The organism is Streptomyces sp. PA03-1a (assembly GCF_033792805.1).
Classification (GTDB): Bacteria; Actinomycetota; Actinomycetes; order Streptomycetales; family Streptomycetaceae; genus Actinacidiphila.
Genome location: NZ_JARAVO010000063.1, coordinates 13906 through 39928 on the forward strand (window position 1 = coordinate 13906; position 26023 = coordinate 39928).

Annotated in this window: 25 protein-coding genes and 1 riboswitch; of the genes, 12 read left to right on the top strand and 13 right to left on the bottom strand. The window is 74.0% G+C overall.

What is annotated here, in order from left to right; genetic code table 11:
* Nucleotides 1-117 precede the first annotated feature (117 nt).
* The 3 genes from PV341_RS16450 to thiO all read right to left on the bottom strand — a co-directional run bounded on the left by PV341_RS16450 (nucleotide 118) and on the right by thiO (nucleotide 2290).
* Nucleotides 118-921, bottom strand: coding sequence for a thiazole synthase (locus PV341_RS16450; protein ID WP_500358198.1), 804 nt, complete (start codon nucleotides 919-921; stop codon nucleotides 118-120).
* 5 nt (nucleotides 922-926) lie between these two features.
* Complete coding sequence (gene thiS / locus PV341_RS16455) at nucleotides 927-1145, bottom strand: sulfur carrier protein ThiS (protein ID WP_500329873.1); 219 nt, start codon at nucleotides 1143-1145, stop codon at nucleotides 927-929.
* Complete coding sequence (gene thiO / locus PV341_RS16460) at nucleotides 1142-2290, bottom strand: glycine oxidase ThiO (RefSeq protein ID WP_500329871.1); 1149 nt, start codon at nucleotides 2288-2290, stop codon at nucleotides 1142-1144. Before thiO ends, thiS begins: the two co-directional genes overlap by 4 nt.
* Nucleotides 2287-2400, bottom strand: a riboswitch (TPP riboswitch). Its footprint overlaps the gene before it by 4 nt.
* 82 nt (nucleotides 2401-2482) lie before the next feature.
* Here thiO and PV341_RS16465 point away from each other — a divergent pair.
* The 5 genes from PV341_RS16465 (at nucleotide 2483) to PV341_RS16485 (ending at nucleotide 6989) form a co-directional block, all read left to right on the top strand.
* On the top strand, nucleotides 2483-3685 hold the full coding sequence (locus PV341_RS16465; protein ID WP_500358200.1) for an NAD(P)/FAD-dependent oxidoreductase: 1203 nt from the start codon (nucleotides 2483-2485) through the stop codon (nucleotides 3683-3685).
* A 100-nt stretch (nucleotides 3686-3785) separates the two neighbouring features.
* Nucleotides 3786-4151, top strand: coding sequence for an Rv2175c family DNA-binding protein (locus PV341_RS16470; protein WP_500329869.1), 366 nt, complete (start codon nucleotides 3786-3788; stop codon nucleotides 4149-4151).
* Nucleotides 4152-4198: 47 nt separating this feature from the next.
* Nucleotides 4199-4891 (top strand): thiamine phosphate synthase, encoded by a 693-nt coding sequence (gene thiE / locus PV341_RS16475; RefSeq protein ID WP_500329867.1) that lies wholly within the window; start codon nucleotides 4199-4201, stop codon nucleotides 4889-4891.
* A 161-nt stretch (nucleotides 4892-5052) separates the two neighbouring features.
* A complete protein-coding gene (metF, locus tag PV341_RS16480; RefSeq protein WP_500329866.1) occupies nucleotides 5053-5970 on the top strand; it encodes a methylenetetrahydrofolate reductase [NAD(P)H] in 918 nt (305 codons plus the stop codon).
* Between the two features lie 56 nt (nucleotides 5971-6026).
* The gene (locus tag PV341_RS16485) at nucleotides 6027-6989 is read left to right on the top strand and encodes a hypothetical protein (protein WP_500358201.1); all 963 of its coding nucleotides are present in this window, start codon (nucleotides 6027-6029) and stop codon (nucleotides 6987-6989) included.
* Nucleotides 6990-7010: 21 nt separating this feature from the next.
* On the opposite strand, the gene PV341_RS16490 is transcribed toward PV341_RS16485, so the two are convergent.
* From PV341_RS16490 to PV341_RS16515, 6 genes are all read right to left on the bottom strand, one after another.
* The gene (locus PV341_RS16490) at nucleotides 7011-7139 is read right to left on the bottom strand and encodes a hypothetical protein (RefSeq protein WP_500329863.1); all 129 of its coding nucleotides are present in this window, start codon (nucleotides 7137-7139) and stop codon (nucleotides 7011-7013) included.
* Nucleotides 7140-7224: 85 nt separating this feature from the next.
* On the bottom strand, nucleotides 7225-8754 hold the full coding sequence (locus PV341_RS16495; RefSeq protein ID WP_500358203.1) for a phytoene desaturase family protein: 1530 nt from the start codon (nucleotides 8752-8754) through the stop codon (nucleotides 7225-7227).
* 10 nt (nucleotides 8755-8764) lie between these two features.
* On the bottom strand, nucleotides 8765-9379 hold the full coding sequence (locus PV341_RS16500; RefSeq protein ID WP_500358204.1) for a DUF4126 domain-containing protein: 615 nt from the start codon (nucleotides 9377-9379) through the stop codon (nucleotides 8765-8767).
* 289 nt (nucleotides 9380-9668) lie between these two features.
* The gene (locus PV341_RS16505) at nucleotides 9669-10280 is read right to left on the bottom strand and encodes a TetR/AcrR family transcriptional regulator (protein WP_499511375.1); all 612 of its coding nucleotides are present in this window, start codon (nucleotides 10278-10280) and stop codon (nucleotides 9669-9671) included.
* 43 nt (nucleotides 10281-10323) lie between these two features.
* Nucleotides 10324-12438, bottom strand: coding sequence for a YhgE/Pip family protein (locus tag PV341_RS16510; protein ID WP_500358206.1), 2115 nt, complete (start codon nucleotides 12436-12438; stop codon nucleotides 10324-10326).
* Nucleotides 12410-13144, bottom strand: a complete 735-nt coding sequence (locus PV341_RS16515; protein WP_500358212.1) for an ATP-binding cassette domain-containing protein — start codon at nucleotides 13142-13144, stop codon at nucleotides 12410-12412. The genes PV341_RS16510 and PV341_RS16515 overlap by 29 nt, the downstream gene beginning before the upstream one ends.
* 226 nt (nucleotides 13145-13370) lie before the next feature.
* Here PV341_RS16515 and PV341_RS16520 point away from each other — a divergent pair, with 226 nt between their 5' ends.
* The 3 genes from PV341_RS16520 (at nucleotide 13371) to PV341_RS16530 (ending at nucleotide 15365) form a co-directional block, all read left to right on the top strand.
* A complete protein-coding gene (locus PV341_RS16520) occupies nucleotides 13371-13862 on the top strand; it encodes an SAV_6107 family HEPN domain-containing protein (protein WP_500329859.1) in 492 nt (163 codons plus the stop codon).
* 87 nt (nucleotides 13863-13949) lie between these two features.
* Nucleotides 13950-14720 carry a methyltransferase gene (locus PV341_RS16525; RefSeq protein ID WP_500329858.1) on the top strand — a complete coding sequence of 257 codons (771 nt, stop codon included), beginning with the start codon at nucleotides 13950-13952 and terminating at the stop codon, nucleotides 14718-14720.
* Nucleotides 14721-14954: 234 nt separating this feature from the next.
* Nucleotides 14955-15365: an SCO2097 family morphological protein gene (locus PV341_RS16530; protein ID WP_500329857.1), complete on the top strand. Its 411-nt coding sequence runs from the start codon at nucleotides 14955-14957 to the stop codon at nucleotides 15363-15365.
* A gap of 180 nt (nucleotides 15366-15545) precedes the next feature.
* On the opposite strand, the gene PV341_RS16535 is transcribed toward PV341_RS16530, so the two are convergent.
* The 4 genes from PV341_RS16535 to PV341_RS16550 all read right to left on the bottom strand — a co-directional run bounded on the left by PV341_RS16535 (nucleotide 15546) and on the right by PV341_RS16550 (nucleotide 21098).
* The gene (locus tag PV341_RS16535; RefSeq protein WP_500329952.1) at nucleotides 15546-18092 is read right to left on the bottom strand and encodes a transglutaminase TgpA family protein; all 2547 of its coding nucleotides are present in this window, start codon (nucleotides 18090-18092) and stop codon (nucleotides 15546-15548) included.
* Nucleotides 18092-19435 carry a DUF58 domain-containing protein gene (locus PV341_RS16540; protein WP_500329855.1) on the bottom strand — a complete coding sequence of 448 codons (1344 nt, stop codon included), beginning with the start codon at nucleotides 19433-19435 and terminating at the stop codon, nucleotides 18092-18094. The genes PV341_RS16535 and PV341_RS16540 overlap by 1 nt, the downstream gene beginning before the upstream one ends.
* A gap of 34 nt (nucleotides 19436-19469) precedes the next feature.
* Nucleotides 19470-20447: an AAA family ATPase gene (locus tag PV341_RS16545; RefSeq protein ID WP_500329853.1), complete on the bottom strand. Its 978-nt coding sequence runs from the start codon at nucleotides 20445-20447 to the stop codon at nucleotides 19470-19472.
* 108 nt (nucleotides 20448-20555) lie between these two features.
* Entirely contained in the window at nucleotides 20556-21098 is a 543-nt protein-coding gene (locus PV341_RS16550) for a beta-class carbonic anhydrase (protein ID WP_499511367.1), read from the bottom strand.
* Between the two features lie 194 nt (nucleotides 21099-21292).
* On the opposite strand from PV341_RS16550, the gene mraZ reads away from it, so the two are divergent.
* The 4 genes from mraZ (at nucleotide 21293) to PV341_RS16570 (ending at nucleotide 25783) form a co-directional block, all read left to right on the top strand.
* The gene (mraZ, locus tag PV341_RS16555; RefSeq protein ID WP_500329851.1) at nucleotides 21293-21766 is read left to right on the top strand and encodes a division/cell wall cluster transcriptional repressor MraZ; all 474 of its coding nucleotides are present in this window, start codon (nucleotides 21293-21295) and stop codon (nucleotides 21764-21766) included.
* A gap of 156 nt (nucleotides 21767-21922) precedes the next feature.
* Nucleotides 21923-22891 carry a 16S rRNA (cytosine(1402)-N(4))-methyltransferase RsmH gene (gene rsmH / locus PV341_RS16560; protein WP_500358208.1) on the top strand — a complete coding sequence of 323 codons (969 nt, stop codon included), beginning with the start codon at nucleotides 21923-21925 and terminating at the stop codon, nucleotides 22889-22891.
* Nucleotides 22888-23325, top strand: a complete 438-nt coding sequence (gene ftsL / locus PV341_RS16565; protein ID WP_500329848.1) for a cell division protein FtsL — start codon at nucleotides 22888-22890, stop codon at nucleotides 23323-23325. The genes rsmH and ftsL overlap by 4 nt, the downstream gene beginning before the upstream one ends.
* A 73-nt stretch (nucleotides 23326-23398) precedes the next feature.
* On the top strand, nucleotides 23399-25783 hold the full coding sequence (locus PV341_RS16570) for a peptidoglycan D,D-transpeptidase FtsI family protein (RefSeq protein WP_500358210.1): 2385 nt from the start codon (nucleotides 23399-23401) through the stop codon (nucleotides 25781-25783).
* Nucleotides 25784-26023: the final 240 nt, after the last annotated feature.

The window sequence follows — 26023 nt, forward strand, 5'->3', positions numbered from 1 at the left end:
TCACCCGTGCCGTACCGCGACCGCCCCGTGACCCGCGCTGCCGTGTGCCACGGGGCGGGAGCGGCCCCGGTCCGGCGCGGGCCCCCGCAGGTCGTGGCACGGTGCCCTGGCCAGGGGTCAGCAGGCGCCGAAGGCGGGGCGCTCGGGGTCGAACGTGGCGAGTCCCACAGCCGGCGAGGACGCGTTCGCGTGGTGGCGGCGGGGGATGCGCCCCGCCCGGTAGGCCAGGCGCCCGGCGTCGACGGCGTGCCGCATGGCCTCGGCCATGAGCACCGGTTCCCTCGCCCGGGTGACGGCGGAGGCCAGCATGACGGCCGCGCAGCCCAGCTCCATCGCCAGGGCCGCGTCCGAGGCCGTCCCGGCACCCGCGTCCAGGATCACCGGCACCGTCGCCCGCTCGACGATCAGCTCGAAGTTGTGCGGGTTGCGGATGCCGAGCCCCGATCCGATGGGCGAGCCCAGCGGCATGATCGCCGCGCAGCCCGCGTCCTCCAGCTTCCGGGCGAGCACCGGGTCGTCGTTGGTGTACGGCAGCACCGTGAAGCCGTCGTCCACGAGGGTCTCCGCCGCGTCCAGCAGCTCCACCGGGTCCGGCAGCAGGGTGCGCTCGTCGGCGATGACCTCCAGTTTCACCCAGTCCGTGCCCAGCGCCTCGCGCGCCAGGCGGGCGGTGAGGACGGCCTCGCCCGCGGTGTAGCACCCGGCGGTGTTCGGCAGCACGCGGATGCCGTGCCGGGCGAGCACGGACAGCACGGAGCCCTTGACCGTGGGGTCCAGCCGCCGCATGGCGACCGTGGTCAGCTCGGTGCCGGAGGCCAGCAGCGCCTGCTCCATCACCTCCAGGCTGGGCGCCCCGCCCGTGCCCATGATCAGCCGGGATCCGAAGGGGGTGCCGCCGATGGTCAGCGGGTCGTCGGCCATGGGGGTCAGCCTCCCTGGACTGCGGTGAGGACCTCGACGCGGTCGCCGTCGCGGAGCGGGGTCGCCGGCCACTGGGCGCGGGGGACGACCGTCTCGTTGAGCGCGGCCGCCACTCCGGACGGGGCGACCGTCAGGGTCGCGACGAGGCGGTCGAGGGTGACGCCCTCGGCGACCTCCCGCGCCTCGCCGTTGACGGAGACGGACAGAAGGAGGGGCGCGGTCATGCGTGCTGCTCCTGGAGGGCGAAGCGGTCGGGGGAGAAGGGCCGGGCCTGCGCGGGGACTTCCGACCCGGTCAGGACCTCGGCCATCACGTCCCCGGTCAGCGGGGTCAGCAGCACGCCGTTGCGGTGGTGGCCGGTGGCCATCACCAGGCCGTCCAGCGCGCCGCGGCCGAGCACCGGGGCGTTGTCGGGCGTGCCGGGGCGCAGGCCCGCCTGCGTCTCGGTCAGCGGGAGTTCGGTGATGCCGGGGAGCAATTCGTGGGCGTCGCGGAGCAGTTCGTACACCCCGCCGGCGGTGACGGTGGTGTCCCAGCCCATCTCCTCGCTGGTGGCGCCGACGACCAGCTCGCCGTTCTCGCGCGGCACCAGGTAGACGTGACCGCCGCGCACCACGGCCCGTACCGTCCGCGACAGGAACGGCGCGTACGCCGCCGGCACCCGCAGCCGCAGCACCTGCCCCTTCACCGGCCGTACGGGCGGCAGCGCCCGTGCGGGCAGCCCCTCGACCCGGCCGCTGAGGCTCCCGGCGGCCAGCACCACCTGCCCGGCGGCGATCCGGGTGCCGTCCTCCAGGACCACCCCGCGGGCGCGGTCGCCCGTGACGTCCACCCGCGCCACCCGCGACCGCCGGAACTCCACCCCGGACAGCTCGCAGGCGCGCACCAGCGCCGCGGCCAGCCGCCGCGGGTCGATCTGGTGGTCGCCGTCGACCCGCAGCCCGCCGTGCACGCCGGGTGCGAGCATCGGCTCCAGGCGGCGGCACTCGCGGCCGCTGAGCCACTGCGACGCCAGGCCCAAGGACTCCTGGAAGGAGTGGAGTTCGCGCAGCTGCGCCCGGTCGTCGGCGTCGAGGGCGACGGCGAGGGTGCCGCACGTGCGGTAGCCGAGGTCGAGCCCCGTCGTCTCCTCCAGCTCGGCCACGAAGGACGGATAGCGGCGGGCCGCCGCGAGGTTGAGCTCCAGCAGCGGCTGCTCGCCGTACTGCACCTCCGTGACCGGCGCCAGCATCCCCGCGGCCACCCGGGCGGCCCCGCCGCCCGGTTCGGGGTCCGCGACCGCCGTGCGCAGGCCACGCCCGCGGGCCCGCCACGCGGTGACCAGTCCGATGATCCCGCCGCCGACCACGACGACGTCATGACGGTGCATGATGTTCCCGCTCCTCCCTTCGCCGGCATGACCCGGATCAGGTTCGTACGGTCGGCGGCCGCTCCAGCCGCCCTCTCAGCCCGGTGCGCCGGGCTCCCGCGAGTGCTCCTGAACCACCTTAGTACGCGCCATCCACGGCGAGTAGGGCACCGGTACCGGCGGGCGGCGCCCCCGCGGCGTTACGGTGATCGCGTGACCAGCAGCGAGCAGCGCGTCGTCGTCGTCGGGGCCGGGATGGCCGGAGTGCAGACCGCCGTGTCCCTGCGCGAGCAGGGCTGGGGCGGGACGATCACGCTGATCGGCGCGGAGCCGCACGCCCCCTACGACCGGCCGCCGCTGTCCAAGGGCGTGCTCTTCGGCGCCGAGGAGGGCCCGGCGCTGGACGTCGACTTCGCCGGGATCAACGTCGAACTGCTGCTCGGGCGGCACGCGACCGCCCTGCGCCCCGGGGAGCGGCAGGTGCACACCGACGCCGGCCCGGTCGGCTACGACAAGCTCGTCCTGGCCAGCGGCGCCGAGCCGGTCATGCTGCCGGGCAGCGAGGGCACGCCGGGCGTGCACGTGCTGCGCACCCTGGACGACGCCACGGCGCTGCGCCCGGTGCTGGAGAACCGGCACCGGGTCGTGGTGGTCGGTGCGGGCTGGATCGGCGCCGAGTTCGCCACCGCGGCCCGTCACGCCGGGTGCGAGGTGACCGTCGTCGAGGCCGCCGACCATCCGCTCGCCGGGGTGCTGCCCGAGCACATCGCCGAACGGATGCGCGGCTGGTACGCGGAGGAGGGCGTGGAGCTGCGCACCGGCGCGGTCGTCTCCTCCGTCGAGCCGGGCGCGGTGCGCCTGGCCGACGGCAGCGTGCTCGCCGCCGAGGCGGTCGTCATCGGGATCGGCGCCCGGCCCGCCACCGGGTGGCTGGCCGGCTCCGGCGTTGAGCTGGGGCCGGACCGCTCGGTCCTCGCCGACGACCGGCTGCGCACCTCGGTGCCGGACGTGTACGCGGTGGGGGACTGCGCCTCCTTCCCGTCGGCGCGGTACGGGGAGCGGCTGCTGATCCACCACTGGGACAACGCGGTGCAGGGGCCGCGCACGGCCGCCGCGAACATCCTGGGCGGTGACGAGCCCTACGACCCCGTCCCCTACTTCTGGTCGGAGCAGTTCGGGCGGTTCGTGCAGTACGCCGGGTACCACGTGGACTCCGACCGCATGCTGCTGCGCGGGGACCCGGACGGGCCCGCCTGGTCGGTGCTGTGGCTGCGCGACGGCCAGCTGGTCGCGCTGTTCGCCGTGGGCCGGCCCCGCGACCTGGCGCAGGCCCGCAAGCTCATCGCCCGCGGCGCCCACCTCGACGACACCCTGGCCGCCGACCCTGCGGTGCAGCTGCGGGCGGCGGTCGTCTGACGCCCGTGGTGGTGCCGGAGGCGTAGCGGACCCGTCAGGACGGAGCAACGGGTGGCCTGAGCGGTTCCATGGTGTCGGTCCGGGATGGCACGCTTGTCCTGTGACCGAGATCGACGCAAAGATTGACTCCCTCGTCCCCTCCTGGCTGTACGTCCCCGACGTCGCCGAGCGCCTCGGCGTGGAGGTGACCCGGGTCCGCCAGCTCATCAAGGAGGGCCAGCTCATCGCCGTGCGCCGTGGTGAGAACCGGGTGCTGATGGTCCCCGCCGACTTCATCGGCGAGGAGAAGATCGTGAAGGGCCTCGCGGGCACCCTCACCCTGCTCAAGGACGACGGGTTCAGCGACGAAGAGACCCTGGAGTGGCTGTTCACCCCGGACGAGAGCCTGCCCGGCACCCCCGTCCAGGCGCTGCGCGACAACCGCGGCACCGAGGTGAAGCGTCGCGCCCAGGCACTCGCCGTCTGACCGAACGACCCGCCACCGCCGCAGCCACCCGAGGGGGACCCGCCCGTATGAGCACGCGTACGAGCACGAGCACGAGCACCAGCACGGGCATCCGCGCCCAGCTCGCCGACGCCCGGCTCTACCTGTGCACCGACGCGCGCAAGCGCCACGGCGGCCTGGCGGAGTTCGCGGCGTTCGCGGACGCCGTGCTGGCCTCCGGGGTCGACGTCGTCCAGCTGCGCGACAAGAGCCTGGAGGCCCGCGAGGAGCTGGAGTACCTCGCGGTCCTCTCGGAGGAGTGCGGACGGCACGGCAGGCTGCTCGCGGTGAACGACCGTGCCGACGTGGCGCACGCCGCCGGGGCGGACGTCCTGCACCTGGGCCAGGGCGACCTGCCCGTGCCGGCCGCCCGTGCGATCCTCGGCGACGAGGTGGTCATCGGGCGGTCCTGCCACTCCGAGGCCGAGGCGGCCGCGGCCGCCGTGGAGCCCGGTGCGGACTACTTCTGCACCGGGCCGGTGTGGCCCACCCCGACCAAGCCCGGCCGGCCCGCGCCGGGCCTCGGCCTGGTCCGGTACGCGGCGGGCCTGGGCACGGACCGGCCGTGGTTCGCGATCGGCGGGATCGACCTGTCCAACGTGGAGCAGGTGCTCGACGCCGGGGCCCGCCGGATCGTGGTCGTACGGGCCGTCACCGAGGCGGCCGACCCGGGTGCCGCGGCGGCCGAGCTGGCCAAGCGGGTGCGCTCCTACGAGGACTGAGCGAGGACCGGGCGAGGACCGGACGACGGCGCAGCGGCGGCCCGCAGGGGGGCGGGCGCCGTGCGGGGCCGTCTCGCGCCGCGAGCGCGGGATGTCCAAGGGGTGGACTTTTGGGCGTCGTCTGTTGGGACGGCCCAGTCCTCGCCGATAGCCTGAGGCCCATGGCCCTCGGAACCGCCTCCACCAGGACCGATCACGCGGTCACCATCCGTGAGCTGCTGGCCTCCGGCGAGCGCTCGTACTCCTTCGAGTTCATGGCGCCGAGGACCGAGAAGGGCGAGCGGACCCTGTGGAACGCGATCCGCCGCATCGAGGCGGTGGGCCCCACCTTCGTCTCCGTCACCTACGGCGCGGGCGGCAAGTCCCGCGAGGGCACGGTCCGGGCGACCGAGCGGATCGCCTCCGACACCACCCTGACCCCGGTGGCCCACCTGACCGCGGTCGACCACTCCGTCGCCGAGCTGCGCAACATCATCGGCCAGTACGCCGACGCGGGCATCCGCAACATGCTCGCGCTGCGCGGCGACCCGCCCGGCGACCCCATGGGGGAGTGGCTGCGGCACCCGGAGGGCGTCGACCACGCCTACGAACTGGTCCGGCTCATCAAGGAGTCGGGCGACTTCTGCGTGGGTGTCGCCGCCTTCACCGAGATGCACCCCCGCTCGACCGACTGGGAAAGTGATACGCGTCACTTCGTCGAGAAGTGCCGGGCGGGCGCGGACTACGCCATCACCCAGATGTTCTTCAACGCCGAGGACTACCTGCGCCTGCGCGACCGCGTCGGGAAGGTGGGCTGCGAGACCCCGATCATCCCCGAGATCATGCCGGTCACGAACGTGAAGCAGATCGAGCGCTTCGCCCAGCTCGGCAACGCGCCTTTCCCGCAGGAGCTCGCGGACCGTATCCTCGCGGTCAAGGACGATCCGGCCGCGGTGCGGGCGATCGGGGTCGAGTACGCGACCGAGATGTGCCGGCGGCTGATGGCCGAGGACATCCCGGGGCTGCACTTCATTACCCTTAATCACTCCACGGCGTCGTTGGAAATCTACGAGAATCTGGGACTGCACCAGAGGTCGTGAGGGCGGACCCGCCGCCCCAGTGGGCCGACGACGGTGAACGGTGAGGAAGTGCGCTCATGGCCTACACAGTGCTCTACATCGCCTTCGGGGTGGTCGCGCTGTGGCTGCTCGGTGAAGTGCTCCTGCAGTACAAGGCGCGGCTGAGGTGGCGACTGCTGGCCTTCGCGGGGTTCCTTGGTGTCGTCCTGGGCGTCTACCTGCCCTCGGTCCTCGTCATCGTGGCCGGTGCCGTCGCCTTCGGCGCGGGCCAGACGTTCGTCACGCTCTCCTACCGCCGCGGCTTCGTCGAGGGTTGGGCACTGCGCTCCCCCAAGGAGGGCGCCGACGACGAGGACGACGAGGAGGCGCCGCCGCTGCCACGCCGTGCCGCCGGCCGCCGCGGCCGGGGCGCGGAGCGCGACGAGCTGCCGGACGACGGCCTGGCGACGCCGTACGAGGAGCCCGCGGGCGAGACTCAGGCCGGTGCGGGCGTCGGGCAGTCCTACGACAGCTACGCCGCCGCCGGCCCGGCCGCGGCGGCACCCGCAGGGATGGACTCCACGCAGGTCTACCAGCCCATGCCCATGCACGAGGACAGCGGCGAGTACCCGATGTACAACGGGCAGCCGAACTACGCCCAGGACCCGTACGCGGGCGCCGGTTACCAGGACTACGCCACCACCGGCTACGGCGACTGGAACGGCGGCCAACAGCAACAGCAGCCCGCCGCCGCCTCGTACGACGCCTACGGACAGCAGCAGCAGACCGGCGGCTGGGAGCAGCAGCAGACGGCGGCCCACGGCACCTACGCGGGCGGCTACCAGGACCCGTACCAGGGGCAGGGCCAGGGCCAGGGTCAGGGCACCCAGCAGCAGTACGGCTACGACACCCCGGCGGGCGGCGTGTGGGTGCCGCAGCAGGGCGGGGAGCAGCAGCAGCCCTACGTTCCGCAGCAGCAGAACACCTACGACCAGCAGGGCCAGCAGCAGGGGCAGCAGCAGGGCCAGTACGACCCGTACGACCCCTACCGCTACAGCTAGCGCCCACGGGGCGCGGACCCGTCAGCCGAAGCCGACCCGCTCCAGCCGGAAGTCCAGCAGCCCGGCGTCACCGAGGACCTCCACGTCCGCGGCGGCGACGGGCTGCCGCCGGTGGACGAGGCGCAGGAGTCCGGGCAGCGGGCCGCGCACCGCGACGGCCGCCTCGGTCCGCGCGCGCGGCGCGGAGCACAGACGGTAGGGGAAGCCACCGGTGTCCGGGCGCGGGACGCGTGCCTCAGCGGCTGCCGCCGGGACCGCCCGCTATGAGGTCGGCGGCGATGGCACCGGACATGCCGGTGTGGGCGAGGCCGCCACCGGGGTGGGACCAGCCGCCCACCAGGTACAGACCGGGGACGAGCAGCCGGTTGCCGGGGTGCAGATGAGCCCCGTCCGCGCCGGCCAGGGCGGGGCGGGGGAGCCGGCCGCCCGGGGTGCCCGTCTCCTCCTCGGTGTCGGCGGGCGTGTGCACGGCCCGCCACAGCAGGCGGTCCGTCAGATCGGGCAGGACCGCGGCCGCTGCCTCCTGCGCCGCATCCGCGACGCGCTCGGCCGTACCCGGCGCCCGCCAGTCCACCCCCGAGGGGCCGTGGGGCGGGACCGTGACGCTCAACGTGACCGACTCCGAGGCGTCGTCAGGCCGCAGGGTGTCGTCGTCGGGGCGCAGCACCGTGACCGTCGGGCGGTCGTACAGCTCGCCCCGCGCCAGTGCGGCCGCCTCGGCCTCCAGGTCCGCGGTGTGGACGACCGTACGGTGCACGGCGTCCGAGGGCCGGGCCCCGCGCAGCGCCAGGCAGACCGTGAGGCGCCCGGGGCCCTCGCAGCGGGGGCCGGGACCGATGCCGTCCCACACCCCGTCGTCGGGCCGGACGTCCCCGGCGCCGTGCGCCAGCAGCGGGGGCAGCAGCCACGGGGCGACACCGGCGACGACCGTGTCGGCCTCCACCCTTGTGCCGTCGGCGAGTTCGAGACCGGCCGTACGGCCGTCCTTCTCCACGATCCCCGCGACCCCGGTCCCGAAGTGGAACTCAACCCTCCGCGCCACGCACCGGGCGTGCACGGCGTCGGCCAGCGCCCGCATGCCGCCGCGTACGTACCAACTGCCGAAGGTCTGCTCCATGTACGGCAGCACGGTGGCGCTGCCGGGCGCGGTGCGGGGGTCGAAGCCGTACGCCAGGGCATAGGAGCCGAGCAGCGCAGCGAGCCGCGGATCGTCCAGTTCGCGCCGGGCGACGTCGGCCAGGGTGGGCGCGCCGCGCCGGAACAGCCCCCGTCGCACGGGAGGAGCCGGATACGGATCGCGGCCGAGCGCGGCCGGGTCGCCGGCGAGCGCGTCCTCCAGCAGGGGGCGGCGCGTGGCGTCCCACACCTCCCGGGCCCGCACCAGCAGCTCGCTCCAGCGCTCGCCCGCGCCGGTGCCGAGCGCCGCGTCCAGGGCCGCGACGACCCCGCCGCGGGACGCGTTGGGCAGCGACACGGACGTGCCGTCGGAGAAGAGGTGGCGGCTCGCCGGGTCGACCTGGCGCAGCGCGACGCTGTCCTCCAGGCTCTCCCTGCCGGTCTTGACGAACAGGTCGCGGTAGACGGCGGGCAGGTGCAGCAGGCCCGGGCCGGTGTCGAACCCGAAGCCCGCGCGCTCCAGCCGCCGCACACCGCCCCCGTGGGTGCCGGCCCGCTCGTACACCGCCACCCGGTGCCCGCCGGTGGCGAGCCGGGCGGCGGCAGCCATGGCGCCCATCCCCGCGCCGATCACCGCAATCCGTGCCATGAACGGGACTCTAACCCCAGCCACCGACAACGCCGCGACCGGCCTTGCGGCGTTCCCTGCGGGCCTTCCAGCGCTGCCAGGCACGGCGGATCCGCGACAGTATGAAGATCACGGTGATGACGCCCAGCACGAGCAGCACGGCCGCGATGCTCGCCGCGGCCACCGGGTGGAAGAGCGCGAAGACGATGATCGCGGCGACGCCGACGTCCTCCCCGAGGCTGATCACGATGTTGCTCACGGGCTCCGGCGAGGTGTTGACGCCCATGCGGAGCCCGGCCTTCACCAGATGGCTCACCAGCGCCGTCGTCCCGCCGACCGCGCCCGCGGCGAGCTGCGGCAGCGAGCCGTCCTGCCCGGCCAGCAGGGCCGCCACCACGCCCCCGGCGACCGGCCGGATCGCGGTGTGCACGGCGTCCCACGTGGTGTCGACGTAGGGGATCTTGTCCGCGACCGCCTCGCAGAGGAACAGGATCCCCGCGGCGATCAGCACGTCGGTGCGCTCCAGGGCGGGCGGCACCTGGTCGCTGACGCCCGTGGCGCCCATCAGGCCCAGCAGGAAGACCACGGCGTAGGCGTTGATCCCGCTCGCCCAGCCGCTGGTGAACACGAGCGGAAGTACCGACATGGGCCGTGATGCTACCGAAGCCCTGGAAAACCACCGCGGCCTTTGAGCGATACGACCCGGTCATGAGTACCTGTACTCAGACCCCCACTTGAGTACCCGCACGGATGAGCGCGGGGCGGCCCGGACGCCAAGGTGGAGGCAACGGAAGGGCACGGCACCGGCACCGCCGACACGGGGCGGCGGAACGGCGCTGCGCCCGGCCGGAGCGGGGGTGCACGGGGGAGCGCCGTCCCGGAACGGCCCGACGGGGGATCGGGCCGCGCCGGGGCGGCGCGCCGTCGTACGGCGCTCAGGCTCGGGCGTGCCCCGCGACCCGTCCCTGCAGGAGCCGCGACAGGGCCGCGTGCACGTCGTCGATCGAGCGCTCGGGCTGGAAGGACAGCCAGTCCAGCGCCGCGACGAGCACCATCCCGAAGAGGGCGGCCGCCGTGAGCGGCACGTCGATCTCGTCGCTGAGCTCGCCCGCCGTCACCGCGTCGTGCAGCGTCTGCTCCACGACCGCGACCGCCTCCTTGCGCAGCACCATGAGCGTGTCCTGCCAGGCGCGGTTGGTCCGCCACAGCTCGGCCACGTACAGCTGCGTGAAGGACGGGTACTCGGCGATGAAGGCGAGCCCGGCCCGGATCATCGCGTCGATCGCGTCCACGTGGCTGCCGCCGCGGGCGGTGACGCCCGCCCCCGCCTCCCGCAGGGAGGCCGTCAGCAGGCCGACGCCGTGCCGCAGCAGCTCCTCGAAGAGCTCGTTCTTGCTGGCGAAGTTGTAGTAGACGGTGCCCTTGGCCACCCCGGCGCGCTCGGCGATCTCGTCGACCGTGGTGGCGGAGAAGCCCTGCTCGGCGATGAGCGTGACCGCGGCCTGGAAGAGCTTCTGCCGGGTGGCCTGCCGTCGTGCACTGTTCATGACGACGATTGTCTACGGTCCGGGCGCCCGGTTTCGTGCGGCCTCACAGGGACAGCTCCGGATGCAACCGGTCCAGCGTCCACACCTGCTTGCGGCGGGCCGCCACCGCGGTCAGCGCCAGCGCGCCCGCGGTGAAGGCGAGCAGCACCAGGACCGCCCGCCACACCGGCCAGAGCCCGCCGCCCGTGATGAGGTGGCGCAGCCCCTCGACGACGTAGGTCATCGGCAGGAAGGGGTGGATCGCGTTGAAGAAGCCGGGGCTGGTCTGCACCGGGTAGGTGCCGCCCGCCGAGGTGAGCTGCAGCATGAGCAGCGCCAGCACCAGCACGCGTCCCGCCGGCCCGAAGCGGGCGTTGAGCCACTGCACGATGGCGGCGAAGCAGGCGGTCACCAGTACGAGGAAGCCGACCGTCCCGGCCGCCCGCACCATCTGCAGGCCGATCGCCCAGTGCAGCACCGCCATCAGGGCCAGTGTCTGCAGCACCCCTATGGCGAGCACCGGCAGCCACCCGGCCACCGCGATCCGCCAGGCGGGGGCGCCCGCGGCCATGGCGCGCCTGCTGAGCGGCGGCAGCAGCATGTAGGCGACCATCGCGCCGACCCACAGGGACAGCGGGATGAAGTAGGGGGCGAAGCCCGTCCCGTAGTTGGGCGCCTTGTGCAGCGACTGGGCGGCGAGCCGGACCGGGTCGGCCATCACCTCGGTGCGGTCGGCGCGCTCGGCGCCGTCGTAGTCGGGGATCCGGGACGCGCCGTCGTGCAGGCCGTCGGCGAGCTGCCCGCTGCCGTCGGTGAGCCGGGTCAGACCGGTCGTCAGCTGGTTGCTGCCGTCCGACAGCCGGTACATCCCGCCCGCCAGGGTGTCGGCCCCGGAGGCCAGGTCCCGGAGCCCGGCGTCGAGGGCGCCCGCGCCGTCCGACGCCGTCCGCAGCCCCTTCGCCACCTTGTGGGCGCCCTCGTTGAGCCGGTTGACGCCGTCGACGGCGTTCTGCAGTTTCGTGGCGAGCGCCGGGTCCGACAGCGCCACGGCCGCCGAGTGCAGCGCGTCGAGGTCGTCGCGGAGGTCGTCGAGGGCGGCGGAGTGCCCCTGCACGTAGGTGTCGAGACGGGCGGCGACGCCCGCCACCTCGTCGGCGGCGTCGACGGCCTGCTTCAGCGTCCGGCACTGCGGGGTGACGGCGCCCAGGGGGCACTGCTCGGCGTAGGCGTCGTGGATCCCGGCGGCGGCCGCCTCGGCGTCGCGGGCCGCCCGCGCCGACTGCCGCGGCAGGTCGCCGATGCCGTCGCGGGCGGCCTGCGAGCCGCGGGCGACGACCCGGGCCACCGCGTTGATCTCCTTGACGTGCTGCTTGACGAAGGTCAGTTCGTCCGAGGCGCCGTTGACCTTGTCGGCCAGTGCCTGGGTCCCCGAGGCGACCTGGCCGGCGCCGCTGTCGAGCGCCCCCAGCCCGCCGGCCAGCGAACTGCTGCCCTTCTTCGCCGTGTGCAGGCCGCCGGCCAGCCGGCGCGCGCCGTCCTCGGCGGTGGAGATGCCGTCGCCGAGCCTCTTGGAGCCGGTCCGGGCCGAGCCCGCGCCCTTGGTGACGTCGTCCGCGCCGTCGGCGGCCCTGACCGTCTCGTCGTGGAGGTCGGAGAAGGCCACGAAGATGCGGTCGTAGAAGTCCCTCGACGCCTTGGTGGAGGCGGCGGACCGTACTTCGGAGAAGACCGTGCGGGAGATCTGCCCCACGACGTAGTTGTTCGCGTCGTTGGTGCGCACCTGGAGCGCGCCGGCGCGCGGGTGGTCGCCGGAGCTCGACGCGACGCGCGCGCTGAAGTCCCGCGGGATGGTCAGCGACAGGTAGTACGTGCCGTCCTCGACGCCCTTGGCCGCCTCGGCGGCACTGGTCTCGCGCCAGTCGAAGGTGGCGCTCTCCCGCAGGCCGTCCACGATGGAGTCGCCCGCGGCGAGCCGTTGCCCGTTCACGGTGGTGCCCTGGTCGGCGTTCACCAGGGCGACGGGGATCTTGTCCAGCCGCCCGTACGGGTCCCAGAAGGACCACAGGTACAGGGCGCCGTAGAGCAGCGGCAGGAGCAGCAGCGACACCATGGCCGCGCGCGGCAGCCGCCCCCTGCCGAACTTCCTCAGCTCAAGCGCTGCCAGCCTCGGCGTGCGCATCGGCCGCCCCCTCCTCGTCGTCGGTCTTCGCGTCGGTATGCGAGTCGGTATGCGTGTCGGTCTCCGCGGCGGCCGGCCGGGTGCGCGCCGCCACGGCGTCCCCCGGAGCCTGGGAGCACACCGCCAGCACCGTCGTGCCGCCCGCGGCGACGGCCCGCAGCATCGCCCAGGCCTCCTCGCGTTCCGCCGGGGCCAGCTTGTGGTCGGCGTCGTCCACCGCCAGCACCTTGGGGCGGCCCAGCAGCGCGAGGGCGGTGCCCAGACGCAGGGCCTCGAGCCGCTCCAGGTCCCGGGCCGCGGTGCGCTCGGCCTTGGGCAGCGTCGACAGGTCCAGCCCGGCCGCCGTCAGCGCCCCGTCGACGCGCGCCCTGTCCGTCGTGCCGGGCCGCACCAGTTCGCGCAGCGAGCCGCCGAACCGCCGCTGCAGCAGCACGCGTTCCCGAAGGTGCTCGCCGACGGTGAGGGCCGGGTCGAGTTCCGCGACCCCCGTGACGGGGCCGAGCGCTGCGACGCGGCGGACCGCGGCGAGCTGTTTGGGCAGCGTGAGCCCGGCCACCTCGGCCCGGCCCTCCGTGGCGCGCATGCGCCCGGTCAGCGACAGCAGCAGACAGGTGCGGCCCGAGCCGGAGGCACCCTCGACGGCGACCAGACCGCCCGCCGGCGCGGTGAAGGTGACGTCCCGGAACACCCAGCCCCGGGGCCCCATGAGCCCGAACCCCTCCGCGGTGATCACTCGCCCGCCCCCATTCTTTGAACTGACCAGTCAGTGCAAAAACACTAACGCATCGCGCCACCGGACCGCGAATCCAGGGACGTTGTCCGGCCACCGCGACCGTTTGTGCAGGTCAGCGCGATTGTCAGAGGTGTGCTTCACGATGAGTGCTGAAGGTCAGGAACTGTCGGACACGTCATGCGAAGACAGGAGGAATGTGATGACCGTGCCAGCCCGCAGGGCCGCCGTCGCCGGCGGCAGTGCCGCCGACGTCCACCCCGTGCTGCGCAAGGCCACCGCCCCCGCGGCCGCCCTCGACCTGCTCGCCCAGGCCCGGCGGGGGCTCGATGAGGCCGCCGTCCTGGAGACCCCCAACGACCGTTTCGCCACCGCCCACTTGGCCGCCCTGCGCACCGCGGCCGCCGTCCTCGCCGTGCGCGGCCGCCCCGAACCCACCAGGCGGCGCCGGCAGCGGATACGCAGTGCTTGGGAGGTGCTGCCCGAGGTCGCGCCCGAACTGGCCGAGTGGAGCGCCCTGTTCGAGGCGGGAGCCCGTCAGCGGGCGCGCGCCGAGGCCGGCATCCAGGGCGCGGTCAGCCCCCGGGAGGCCGACGACCTCGTCCGTGCGACGGGGATGTTCCTGCGGCTCGTGGAGCGCCTGCTGGTGCTGCAGCCCGTGCTGGACCGGCCGCAGACGGGCCGTCCCGCTTGATCGGCCGCCGGGCGGCAGCCCACTAGAGTGGGTCCCAGGCCGGGTCGACCGGTCCCCTGCCCCGTCCGTCCGCGAGGAGCCGTCCGCATGTCCCGTCCAGGAGGGGCCGAACCGCTGCGGCCCCGCGCAGCCCTGCGTACCGCCGTGGTCTGGGAGGTCCTGCGCGATGCGCTGGACCGGCAGGCCAAGGCCGCCGGACGGGACGTCCTCGACGTGCTCGACACCGGTGGCGGCACCGGCAACTTCGCGGTACCCGTGGCCAGTCTGGGCCACCGGGTCACCGTGGTCGACCCCAGTCCCGACGCGCTCTTCGCCCTCGAACGCCGCGCGGCGGAGGCAGGCGTCACCGAACGTGTCCGCGGGGTGCAGGGCGACGCCCACGGACTGCTCGACGTCGTGCCGGCCGGCAGCCACGACGTCGTGCTCTGCCACGGCGTGCTGGAGTACGTGGACGACCCCGCCGAGGGCGTGCGCAACGCCGCGGGCACCCTGCGCGCCTCCGGCGCCCTCAGCCTGCTCGCCGCCAGTCGTCACGGGGCCGTGCTCGCCCGGGCGCTCGCCGGTCACTTCGGCGAGGCCCGGCACACCCTGGACGACCCCGACGGCCGCTGGGGCGACGGCGATCCGGTGCCCCGCCGCTTCACCGCGGGCGAGCTGACCGCGCTGGTCGCCGACGCCGGGCTGCGGGTCGGATCGGTGCACGGTGTCCGGGTCTTCGCAGACCTCGTCCCCGGCGTCCTGGTGGACACCGAACCGGGCGCGATGGACGCCCTGCTGAGGCTGGAACTGGCCGCCGCCGAGCAGCCCGCGTTCCACGCCGTGGCGACCCAGTTGCACGTGCTGGCCGAGCGCGGCTGAGCCGGAACCGGGGGCGGCGCCCCTTGCCTCTTCCGGTCACCCACCGGGAGGAGTCCGTCACACGCCCCCCGATTCCCGGTTCAGGGCCTTATGCTGGCATGACGTGGCGTTCGACGGGGAAAACACCCCCCGTCGGATTGGCGTAGTGGGGCGGGTTTCACGGGGGCGATTCCCTGCCTATCCTGGAAGGGTCGTACCGGTCGCTCCCCCGCGACCGACGAGGAGGAGGACTCCGTGCCGCTCTCGGAGCACGAGCAGCGCATGCTCGAGCAGATGGAGCGAGCGCTGTACGCCGAAGATCCCAAGTTCGCGTCGGCGCTTGAGGGAAGCGGGCTGCGCACCTACACCAGGCGGCGCGTCTACCTGGCTGTGGCGGGCTTCCTGGTGGGCATCGGGCTGTTGATGGGCGGCATGATCGCCCAGCAGCCCTGGATCAGTGTCGTGGGCTTCCTCGTGATGCTCGGTTGTGCCGTTCTCGCCGTCACCGGCTGGCGCCGTGCCGCCAAACCGGGTGCGGCCCCCGCTCCCGCGGGGAACTCCCCGCAGGGTGCCGTCGGACGGGGCCGTCGCCTCCAGCCGCGGCGCAAGATGATGGACCGGATCGAGGAGCGCTGGCAGCGGCGCCGCGACGAACAGGGCCACTGACACACAGACCAAGACGAAGGGGGCGGGGTTCCGGTCGGAACCCCGCCCCCTTCGCCATGCTGTCCTCTGGGCCGACGGGGGTGCGGCGTGCGGCCCGCCGACAGATCGGCACCGCGTACCGCCGCGCGCCGCTCGTGGGGACCGGACCCCTGGGGGCCGGCCGGCCGGCCCCCAGGGGCCTCAGGAGCTCCGGCGCTGCCGCAGCGGTCGCATCACGGCGTCGCCCGCACCGCGCAGCCTGGCAGAGAAGCGGGCCGAGGCCGCCGACCAGCGCTCCGCGGACCGCCAGACGACCCGGACCGTGGAACGCGGCAGCAGCACGGCACGGATCCGCGTCATGCCGTCCGCGTTCCTGCGCAGCCCCTCCCGCACCAGTTGGACGTCCTTCGCCGAGCCCGTGGCCGTCGGCGGTCGCGGCGAGAACAGGGCCTGCTCCACCGAGGTCGCCAGACGCTGCGCCGCCTCCGCCGAGGGCCCTTCCAGCCCGCCGTCGCGGACGAGGCGCGCCGCGACCCGGCGCGGGGTCTCGGACTCGTCGGGCCGCAGACCGTAGTCCCAGGCGGTGTCGATCAGCTCCAGCCAGGCCGCCAGGGTCCGGGCACCGTCCCGGGCGCCCATGGCGTCCAGCTCGCCGGCCGTCAGGCCCTGCGATGCCCCGCCCTGCCCCTGCCCGTCGGCTCCCGCCGTGCCCCGGGCACGCCCGGTGAGCTCCAGCCATGCCGCCAGTGCCGCCGGGTCCTGGCCGCCGCCGCGCAGTCGCTGGAAACGCTGCCTGCGCCGCAAGAGCAGCGGCAGCAGCAGGACCAGGACCACCAGCGGCACCACGGCCCAGGCGAGGACGCGCAGCGTCCACGTGACGATCCGCGGCCACAGCCGCTCGTCCTGCGTGCCGACGCCCGAGGCCTGCCCCAGGGGGTCGCAGTTGCCGAGCTGGGCGTCCTTGCCCAGGCAGGACGGGGAGACGGTCGGGCCGGTGCTGGCCCCGGCCCCCGCGGACTGCTCAGGGGTGTCGGGCGCCGTGGGCCCGGAGTCGGAGGTGGCCGCCTCCTGGGTGTAGCCCGGCAGGGTGCCGCGGGTCGGCGTGGGCTCGAACCGCGTCCAGCCGACGCCCTCGAAGTACACCTCGGGCCAGGCGTGCGCGTCCTTCAGCCCCACCGCGTACGCACCGTCCGACTCCGAGGTGCCGGGCGTGAAGCCGACCGCCACCCGCGCGGGGATGCCCAGGGTCCGCGCCATCGCCGCCATCGTGAAGGCGAAGTGGATGCAGAACCCTTCCTTGTTGCGCAGGAAGCGGGTGATGGCCTGCACACCGGTGCCGGAGCGCACCGAGGTGTCGTACGAGAAGGCGCCCGAGGTGAACCACCGCTGCAGCGCGAGGGCACGCTCGTAGTCGTTGGTGGCGTCCTTGGTGACCTCCAGGGCCGTCTGCGCCACCACCGGGGGCAGCGAGTCCGGCACCTTCGTGTACTCGGCCCGCAGCCGGGCGTCGGCAGGCGGCGCGCTCGCCAGCTGCTCCGCGGTCGGCTCCAGCGCCAGGCTGCTGACCTGGTAACGGGTGTCCGAGGTGGTCTGGCCCCGGTCGCCGATGATGGTGCGGCCGGTGGGCTCGAAGCGCCAGCGCCCGTCGACCTGCACCTGTGTGGCCGGGTACGGCAGCGGCAGCCACATCTGGACGTAGCTCTTGTCCGCCGCGACCGAGGTGGCGACCTCGGTGGCCTTCACGTCGGGACCGAGCCCCTGGGGGCTGGGCAGCACCTTGGGCACGCCCGTCAGGGAGCGCTGCGCGGGCTCCCACTTGTCACCGGTGAAGCGGTCCAGCGCCACGATCCGCAGGTACATGTCCGCGTTGGAGACGGCGTTCGTCCGGTACCGGAGCACGACCCGGTCGTCGGGCTGGTTGAGGTTGTCCTGGAGCGCGACCACGGGGTTGACCGCGGAGATCGTGCCGCCGCCGCGTCCGTTGCCCGTGCCCGAGCCCCCCGTCGGCAGCAGCCCGACGCCCATCGAGGGCAGCGCCGCCGGCGCCACCAGGGCGATGCCGAGCGCCATCGCCCCTATGCGGCGCCCGGTCCGCACCGGGGCCACCGCCCCGGTCGGTCCTCCGTACCCGGCGCGCGCCCCGGACCCGACGCCGCCGAAGACCCGGCCCCAGCGCGAGATCCGGTCCCGGCCCTCGGCCAGCAGGAGCAGCAGGTAGCCGACGGCCGCCAGCAGGAAGTACGGCCAGCGGGTGCCATCGCCCCCGGCCAGCCCCGCCGCGATCGAGTACAGGGCCAGCAGCGGCAGCCCGGCCGGGGCCGCGCTGCCGTAGGTCACCGCCAGCGCGTCCACGGTCAGCCCGATCAGCAGCACGCCGCCGAGCAGCAGCAGCCGGATGCCCGGGGTGACCGGCGCCGGGATGGCGAACTGGGTCACGTCCTGCATCGCGGCCGTCAGCAGGTTGCCGAACTGGGTGAACGCCGCGGGCCCCGGCAGGAACCCGAGCAGGGCCTGTTCGCCGGCGAACATCAAGGTGAGCACCAGCAGCGTGACCACCGCCTGCGCCAGCACGGTCAGCGGGCGGGCCAGCGGCACCCGCCGGGCCAGCGCACCCACCCCGGTCTGCAGCGCCACCAGGAAGGCGGCCTGCAGGATCCACGAGTTCGGCGTCGCCAGCGGCAGCAGCGAGCAGGCGGTCATCAGCGTCGCCGCCGCCGCGCAGACCGCGAGCCGCCCTCGTCCGCTCATCATCGCGTCCCCGCCTCCTCACGCGACCGGTACCGGTCGGCGCGCTGCCACAGGTCGGGCAGCCCGTCGCCGGCGGCGGCCGGGAGCACCGTCCAGCCCGCCTCGTGCAGCATCCGCACGGCCCGGGCCGAGCCGTCCTCCGGCGCGTCCGCGTCCGTGCCCGTCCGCGGCGCCTCGGGCCGTCCCGTCCCGTCCTCGTCCAGCGCCCCCCAGGCGGCGCTGTCCAGGACGAAGGCGACGGCGGCCCCCGCCCGCTGCCGCATCCGCCCCGCCATCGCGGCCTGCTCCTCGTCGAGGTCCCCGAAGAACGCCACCAGCAGGCCCTCGCTGCCCGTGCGCAGCACGTCCAGCGCACGGGAGAGCCCGGCGCCGTCCGAGTGGTCGACCACCGCCAGGGTGTCCAGCAGGGTGCCGGCCGCGTCCGAGGAGTCGGTGCCGCCGAAGCCGTCGTTCCCGGGCACCGTGGTGCCGGTGTCGGTGAGCAGCCGTACGGAGTAGCCGCGCTCCAGCATGTGCATCGCCACCGAGGCCGCCCCGGACACCACCCACTCGAAGGCCGAGTCCGGCCCGGCGCCGAAGTACGCCACGGCCCGGGTGTCCAGCAGCACCGTGCACCGGGCGCGGTGCGGCTGCTCCTCGCGGCGCACCATGAGCTCGCCGTACTTGGCGGTCGAGCGCCAGTGCACCCGGCGCAGGTCGTCGCCGTGGCGGTAGCCGCGCGGGATCACGTCGTCCTCGCCCGCCAGGGTCAGCGCGCGGGTGCGGCTCTCCCCGTAGCCGGAGGAGTCGCCCTTGAGCTTGACCGGCGGCAGCGGTTCCACGCGGGGCACCACGGTCAGGGTGTCGTACGCGCTGAAGGAGCGGGTCAGCTCGCACATGCCGAAGGGGTCGGTCAGCCGCAGCTGCAGCGGCCCCAGCGGGTAGCGCCCGCGCAGGTCGGAACGGACCCGGTAGGACACCTCGCGGTGGCCGCCGGGCTCCACCCGGTCCAGGATGAAGCGGGGCCTGGGCCCCAGCACGTAGGGCACCCGGTCCTGGAGCATCAGCAGGCCGGTGGGCAGCCGCGACACGTTGTCCACCCGCAGGTGCACCCGCGCCTCGGACATTGCCGGCACGCGCGAGGGCGACAGCCGGCGGCTGCCGGCGACGCGGTAGCGCGTGCGGTGGAGCACGGCCACGCAGACCAGCGGCAGCACGGCCAGCAGCAGGCCGACCCGCAGCAGGTCCGGCTGCCCCAGGACGTAGGCGCAGACGGCCGCCGCGATCCCCGCGGCGAGGAACGAGCGGCCCCGCGTGGTGAGGCCGCCCAGGGCGGCCCGGAAGCCGCTTTCACGCTCGGTCACGCGGCACCTCCAGCGTCCCCGTCCGTCGTCCGGGTCACCGGCTGCCGTACGGGTCGGGGACCGGCGTGCGCTGCACGATCTCCGCGACGACCTGCTCCGGGGTGCGCCGGTTCAACTGGGCCTGTGCGGTCGGCAGCAGACGGTGCGCCAGCACGGCGCCGGCCAGCGTCTGGACGTCGTCGGGGAGCACGTAGTCCCGGCCGTCCAGGGCCGCCGCGGCGCGGGCGGCGCGCACCAGGTGCAGCGTGGCGCGTGGGGAGGCGCCGAGTCTCAGGTCCGGGTGGTCCCGGGTGGCCGAGACCAGGCTCACCGCGTAGTGCCGCACGGCCGGGGACACGTGCACCGTCCGTACCGCTTCGACGAGTTTGACGATCTCGTGCGCGTGGGCGACCGGCTGCAGGTCGTCCAGCGGGCTGACGCCCGCGTGCACGTCGAGCATCTCCAGCTCGGCCTCCATGCTGGGGTAGCCGATGGAGACCCGGGCCATGAAGCGGTCCCGCTGCGCCTCGGGCAGGGGATACGTCCCCTCCATCTCCACCGGGTTCTGGGTGGCGATGACCATGAAGGGGCTCGGCAGCGGGTAGGTGCTGCCGTCGATGGTGACCTGCCGCTCCTCCATCGACTCCAGCAGCGCCGACTGCGTCTTGGGCGACGCGCGGTTGATCTCGTCGCCGACGACGATCTGCGCGAAGATCGCGCCCGGCTTGAACTCGAAGTCGCGGCGCTGCTGGTCGAAGACGCTGACCCCGGTGATGTCCGACGGCAGGAGGTCCGGCGTGAACTGGATGCGCCGGACCGAGCAGTCGATCGACCGGGCCAGCGCCTTGGAAAGCATCGTCTTGCCGACGCCGGGGACATCCTCGATGAGCAGATGTCCCTCGGCGAGCAGCACCGTCAGCGCAGTCCGTACGACCTCGGGCTTGCCCTCGATCACGTTCTCCACCGACCGGCGTACGCGGTCCGCCGTGGCAGTCAGATCGCTGAGGCTCGCTCGCGCGTCATAGGTCGTCACCCGGTTCTCCTCGGCCCGTTCCTGGGGACACGGTCATCCCTGGACCGGCCCTCCCCGTTATACGAAGCATTCTCCCCTTCAACTATGCTCCGCGTCACTCCGCTTCCGTTACTCGTTTGTGATTTCGCGCAGCAGGCCGGTGTGCACGTCGAACACAAACCCCCGCACATCGCCCGTGTGGGTCAGGAAGGGGGACGTCCGGACCCGCTGCATCGACTGCCGCACGTCCTGGTCGACGTCACGGAAGGACTCCACCGCCCAGGTCGGACGCTGGCCCACCTCCTCCTCCAGCTCCGTGCGGAACTCCTCGGTCAGCGACTCCAGGCCGCAGCCGGTGTGGTGGATCAGCACGACCGAGCGGGTGCCCAGGGCGCGCTGGCTGATGGTCAGCGAGCGGATGGTGTCGTCGGTGACCACACCGCCGGCGTTGCGGATGGTGTGGCAGTCGCCGAGCTCCAGGCCCAGCGCCTTGTGCAGGTCGAGGCGGGCGTCCATGCAGGCGACCACGGCCACCTGCAGAACGGGGCGGGCGTCCATGCCGGGGTCGCGGAACTGCTCCGCGTAGCGCCGGTTCGCCTCGACCAGCCGGTCGGTGACGGACGCCGTGCCGGTGCCGGCGGGAACCGCGGACTCATGCGCGTTTATCGACATGACACGACCGTAGAGGGCACGGTCTCTTCCGACCTGCTGGAGGGTCCGGCAAATCTCGGTCAAACCGGTGCACTGTGAGGTAACCCACAGGCGTCGCGCGCGCTCGCCCGTGCGGGTGATTCGGGCGCGGACGCCCACGAGGGCGCCCGTGCCAGGGCAGGCTTCTCGTTGACCGTGGGGGCCGGTGGAGTAAAGTGGCGCGAAGTGGGTCGACCAACCTGGTGCGGGAGGTGCGGATGTTCCTCGGGACGTACGCGCCACGGCTGGACGACAAGAGCCGGCTGGTCCTCCCCGCGAAGTTCCGCGAACAGTTCGCGGACGGCCTGGTCATCACCAAGGGCCAGGAGCGCTGCCTGTACGTATGGCCGGTCGAGGGCTTCCGCGCCCTCACCGAGGAGCTGCGCAGCGCCCCCCTCACCTCCAGGGCGGCACGCGACTACATGCGCGTGCTCTTCGCCGGCGCCCATGACGAGGTCCCCGACAAGCAGGGCCGCGTCACCCTCCCGCAGCCCCTGCGCGACTACGCCGGACTGCGCCGCGACTGCGCGGTGATCGGCGCCAACACCCGGGTCGAGGTCTGGGACGCGGCGGCCTGGGAGGACTATCTGGCGGGTCAGGAAGACGCCTTTTCGGCGTTGTCCCAGGAGGTGCCTCCCGGCTTACTGTGACCTCGCCCGTAGCCTGATGGCTCACGTACGAGTACGTGACGCTCGGCCTCCTCCCGCTCCCCGGTCCGCTGGCACTCCTTCCCCGGTGCCAGAAGGCCGCCCACGAGCGGGCGGGGACCCAGTGGTACGTCCCCGCGAGCAGATGAGAAGGGCTTCATGAGCACCACCCCGTCCGAGCCACGCCACGTCCCGGTCATGCTGGACCGCTGCCTGGACATGCTGGCGCCCGCCGTCGAAGCGCCGGGCGCGGTGGTCGTGGACGCCACCCTCGGCCTCGGCGGGCACAGCGAGGCACTGCTGCGGCGGTTCCCCGAGGTCCGGCTGGTCGCCGTCGACCGCGACCCCGCCGCGCTCAAGCTCGCCGGTGAGCGGCTCGCCCCGTACAGCGACCGGGCCACCCTCGTGCACGCCGTCTACGACGAGATCCCCGAGGTGCTGGAGCGGCTCGGCGTCCCGAAGGTGCAGGGCGTCCTGTTCGACCTGGGCGTCTCCTCCATGCAGCTGGACGAGGCCGACCGCGGCTTCGCCTACGCCCAGGACGCGCCGCTGGACATGCGCATGAACCAGACCGCGGGCATCAGCGCCGCCGAGGTCCTCAACACCTACCCGCCGGGCGAGCTGGTGCGGGTGCTGCGCGACTACGGCGAGGAGAAGTTCGCCCGCAAGATCGTGGAGGCGGTCGTCCGCGAGCGGGCACGCGAGCCCTTCACCACCAGCGCCCGGCTGGTCGAGCTGATCCGCGAGGCGCTGCCGCAGGCCGCCAAGCGGACCGGAGGCAACCCGGCCAAGCGCACCTTCCAGGCGCTGCGCATCGAGGTCAACGGGGAGCTGACGGTGCTGGAGCGCGCCATCCCCGCGGCCGTCGCCACGCTCGCCGTGGGCGGCCGGATCGTCGTGCTGTCCTACCACTCCCTGGAGGACCGCCTCGTCAAGGGCGTCCTCGCCGCCGGCGCGGCCATCACGGCGCCGCCCGGGCTGCCCGTGGTGCCGGAGCAGTACCAGCCGCGGCTCAAGCTGCTCACCCGCGGCGCCGAGCTGCCCACGGAGGACGAGATCGCCGCCAACCGCCGGGCCGCCCCGGCGCGGCTGCGCGGCGCCCAGCGGATCCGCGAGGCCCTGGCGTGAGGCGGCGCACCTCGGCGGCGCGCTCGCCCTTCGTCCTGCTGATCGTGCTGCTGCTGGGCGGCGGCCTGATCACCCTGCTGCTGCTCAACTCGGCGGTGAACCGGGACTCCTTCAAGCTCAGCGAGCTGCAGAAGAAGACCACCCAGTACACCGACGAGGAGCAGGCGCTGCAGCAGGAGGTCGACCAGTACTCGGCGCCGGACGCGCTGGACGAGCAGGCCCGCGACCTGGGCATGGTCCCCGGTGGCAACCCGGCCTTCCTCGCCCCCGACGGCAGGGTCCTGGGCAGGCCCGGCGCCGCGCCCTACGTGCCGGCCCCCAGCCCGAGCACGGCGCCCGCCACCGTCGCTCCCAGCGGCTCCGCGGCCGCCTCCCTGGGCCCGACGCCGTCCGCCTCCGCCAAGCCCAGCACGAGCCCCAAGGAGACCCCGTGACCGCTGCTCCGGGGCCCCGCGCCCTCCACCCGCACCGATCCGCCCGTCCGGCCGGCCGGGAAGGTGCCGGGGCGTGGTGACCCGCGACGGGGAGCCGCCGCGCGAGCGGGGCGACCGCGGCGAGCGGGGCGAACGGCGTGACCGGGCCGGCCGGGAGAACGGCGCCGGCCGCCCGGGGCCCGACGCCCGGGGCCGTGGCGGCCGCGGTGACGGCGGCGGAGCCGCCCCCCGGCGCCGGCAGGTGCCCCGGGGACGCGACGGCGACGCCGGAACGCCCGCACGCGGCGGCGAGACCGGCGAGCCCCGCCGCAGGACCGCACCCGGGCAGCAGGCGGGGGCACGCCAGCCCGCCGCGCGCGGGGCGCGGCCACGTGACGACGGCGGCCGGACCGCCCGCGAGGCGGGCCGCGACCCGCGGGCCCGCAAGCCCACCCCCCGCCGCGAGGGATCCGGCGCGTCCGGCACGTCCGGCAGCGCCGGCACCTCCGGCGTGCCGCACGGACGCACTCCCGGGGCCCGCAGGCCGGCCGCCGGCGGACGCGACGCCAGGGGCGCCCGGGACCGGGCCGGCCGCGGGGCCGTACCGCCGCGGCGCAGGCCCCCGCGCCCGGTCACGCCGGCCGGTGCGCCGCTGCTGCGGCTGGGCCGGCCACGGCCGCGCCTGCGACTGGTCAGCTTCGCTCTCACGCTGGTGATGCTCACCTTCGTGATCCGGCTCTTCCAGGTGCAGGCCGTGGACGCCGCGACCTACGCCGCGAAGGCCGAGGTCAACCGCAACGTCAAGGTGACCCTCGCCGCCGAGCGCGGGACGATCACCGACCGCAACGGGGTCGATCTGGCCACCACCGTGGACGCGTACGACATCACGGCCGACCCGATGCTCTTCACCCCCAAGTACGCCGAGGTGAAGGACGCTCCGGCGCGCGCCGCGGAACTGCTCGCGCCGATCGTCGACGGCGACCAGAAGGAGATCGCGAAGCAGCTCGCCAACTACCCGGGATCGCGCAACGAGATCATCGCCCGGCAGCAGTCGCCGCAGGTCTGGAACCAGATCAAGGACCTGCAGAGCGCGCTAGCCGACCGGGCCGAGAAGGGCGACGGCGTCAACTACCTCGCCGGGGTCTTCCGGCTCCGGCACGCCAAGCGCGTCTACCCCGCGAGTGACCTCGCGGCGGGCGTGATCGGCTGGGTGAACGCCTCCGGCGCGGGCGGCGGCGGTCTGGAGAGCCGCCTCGACAAGGCACTGGCGGGAAAGGACGGCACCGTCACCTACGCCCAGTCCGGCGGCCGCCGGGTGCCCACGGCCAGCGTGCAGGAGCGCGCCGCCGAGCCCGGCACCGACGTGGAGCTGACCCTGGACCGGGACATCCAGTGGGCCGCCCAGCGGGCGATCACCCAGCAGGTGAGGGCGTCCGACGCCGACCGCGGCTACGTGATCGTCCAGGACACCCGCACCGGGCAGGTGCTGGCCATGGCCAACGCCCCCGGCTTTGACCCCAACGACCTGACCCGGGCCGACCCCACCGCCCTCGGCAACGCCGCGCTGCAGGACGCGTACGAGCCCGGCAGCGTCAGCAAGCTGATGTCCATGGCCGCGGTCCTCGACGAGGGCGTGGCCACCCCGGACACCCACGTCACGGTGCCCGGCACCCTGCCGCGCGCCGACCGCGTCTTCCACGACGACGTGGACCACGGCACCTGGCACCTGACCCTGAACGGCGTGCTCGCCAAGTCCAGCAACATCGGCACGATCCTGGCCGCCGAGCAACTCGGCAAGAACCAGAAGCAGGCCAACCGCGTCCTCTACTCGTACCTGAGGAAATTCGGCATCGGGCGGCCCACGGGGGTCGGTTTCCCCGGCGAGACGCCCGGCATCCTGGCGAGGCCGGACCAGTGGAACGCGTCCCAGCAGTACACCATCCCCTTCGGGCAGGGCCTGTCGCTGAACGCGCTGCAGGCCACCTCGGTGTACTCGACGATCGCCAACGGCGGTGTACGGGTCGAGCCCAGCCTGGTGCGCGGCACGACCGGCCCGGACGGCCGCTTCGTCCCGTCCCCGCAGGCGCCGCGGACCCGGGTGGTCAGCGCGAAGACCGCCAAGACGCTCACCACCATGCTGGAGTCCGTGGTCGGCGACGAGCAGGGCACCGGCACCAGGGCCCGCATCGCGGGGTACCGCGTCGCGGGCAAGACCGGCACGGCCAACCGGGTGGACCCGGAAACGGGCACCTACAGCGGCTACACGGCCTCGTTCATGGGATTCGCCCCCGCCGACGACCCGCGGCTGACCGTGTCCTGCGTGATCCAGAACCCGACCCGCGGCAGTTATTTCGGTGGTCAGATCTGCGGCCCGGTGTTCAAGCGGGTCATGGAGTTCGCCCTGAAGTCCCTGCAGGCGGCGCCCAGCGGAACCAAGGCCCCGAACCTGCCGGTCGAGTGGGACCCCTCGAAGCCGTGACCGGCGAGCAGGGGAGGAAGGAACGGCGGCCGTGAACGGACACGACCCCACAGCGGAAGGTACGGGCGGTAGCCCCGCGCACGCGGACCGTACCGGAGGAAGCAGCAGGCCGGAAGCCCGGCGAGGGGCTTTTGGCCCGGAGCCCGGCCCGGCGGGTACTCTCACGGCCGTGTCACACGCTGAACCTGTCTCTTATAAAAATCTCCGAGCCCACAAAACCCCTCAAAAACCCTATTCCCG

Coding starts and splice junctions, on each gene's coding strand:
- thiS (WP_500329873.1), bottom strand. CDS start 1,145: ATGACCGCGCCCCTCCTTCTGTCCGTCTCCGTCAACGGCGAGGCGCGG.
- thiO (WP_500329871.1), bottom strand. CDS start 2,290: ATGCACCGTCATGACGTCGTCGTGGTCGGCGGCGGGATCATCGGACTG.
- metF (WP_500329866.1), top strand. CDS start 5,053: ATGGCCCTCGGAACCGCCTCCACCAGGACCGATCACGCGGTCACCATC.
- PV341_RS16520 (WP_500329859.1), top strand. CDS start 13,371: ATGACCGTGCCAGCCCGCAGGGCCGCCGTCGCCGGCGGCAGTGCCGCC.
- PV341_RS16510 (WP_500358206.1), bottom strand. CDS start 12,438: ATGCGCACGCCGAGGCTGGCAGCGCTTGAGCTGAGGAAGTTCGGCAGG.
- PV341_RS16505 (WP_499511375.1), bottom strand. CDS start 10,280: ATGAACAGTGCACGACGGCAGGCCACCCGGCAGAAGCTCTTCCAGGCC.
- rsmH (WP_500358208.1), top strand. CDS start 21,923: ATGAGCACCACCCCGTCCGAGCCACGCCACGTCCCGGTCATGCTGGAC.
- PV341_RS16515 (WP_500358212.1), bottom strand. CDS start 13,144: ATGGGGCCCCGGGGCTGGGTGTTCCGGGACGTCACCTTCACCGCGCCG.
- thiE (WP_500329867.1), top strand. CDS start 4,199: ATGAGCACGCGTACGAGCACGAGCACGAGCACCAGCACGGGCATCCGC.
- PV341_RS16485 (WP_500358201.1), top strand. CDS start 6,027: ATGGCCTACACAGTGCTCTACATCGCCTTCGGGGTGGTCGCGCTGTGG.
- PV341_RS16550 (WP_499511367.1), bottom strand. CDS start 21,098: ATGTCGATAAACGCGCATGAGTCCGCGGTTCCCGCCGGCACCGGCACG.
- PV341_RS16495 (WP_500358203.1), bottom strand. CDS start 8,754: ATGGCACGGATTGCGGTGATCGGCGCGGGGATGGGCGCCATGGCTGCC.
- PV341_RS16535 (WP_500329952.1), bottom strand. CDS start 18,092: ATGAGCGGACGAGGGCGGCTCGCGGTCTGCGCGGCGGCGGCGACGCTG.
- PV341_RS16450 (WP_500358198.1), bottom strand. CDS start 921: ATGGCCGACGACCCGCTGACCATCGGCGGCACCCCCTTCGGATCCCGG.
- PV341_RS16500 (WP_500358204.1), bottom strand. CDS start 9,379: ATGTCGGTACTTCCGCTCGTGTTCACCAGCGGCTGGGCGAGCGGGATC.
- PV341_RS16525 (WP_500329858.1), top strand. CDS start 13,950: ATGTCCCGTCCAGGAGGGGCCGAACCGCTGCGGCCCCGCGCAGCCCTG.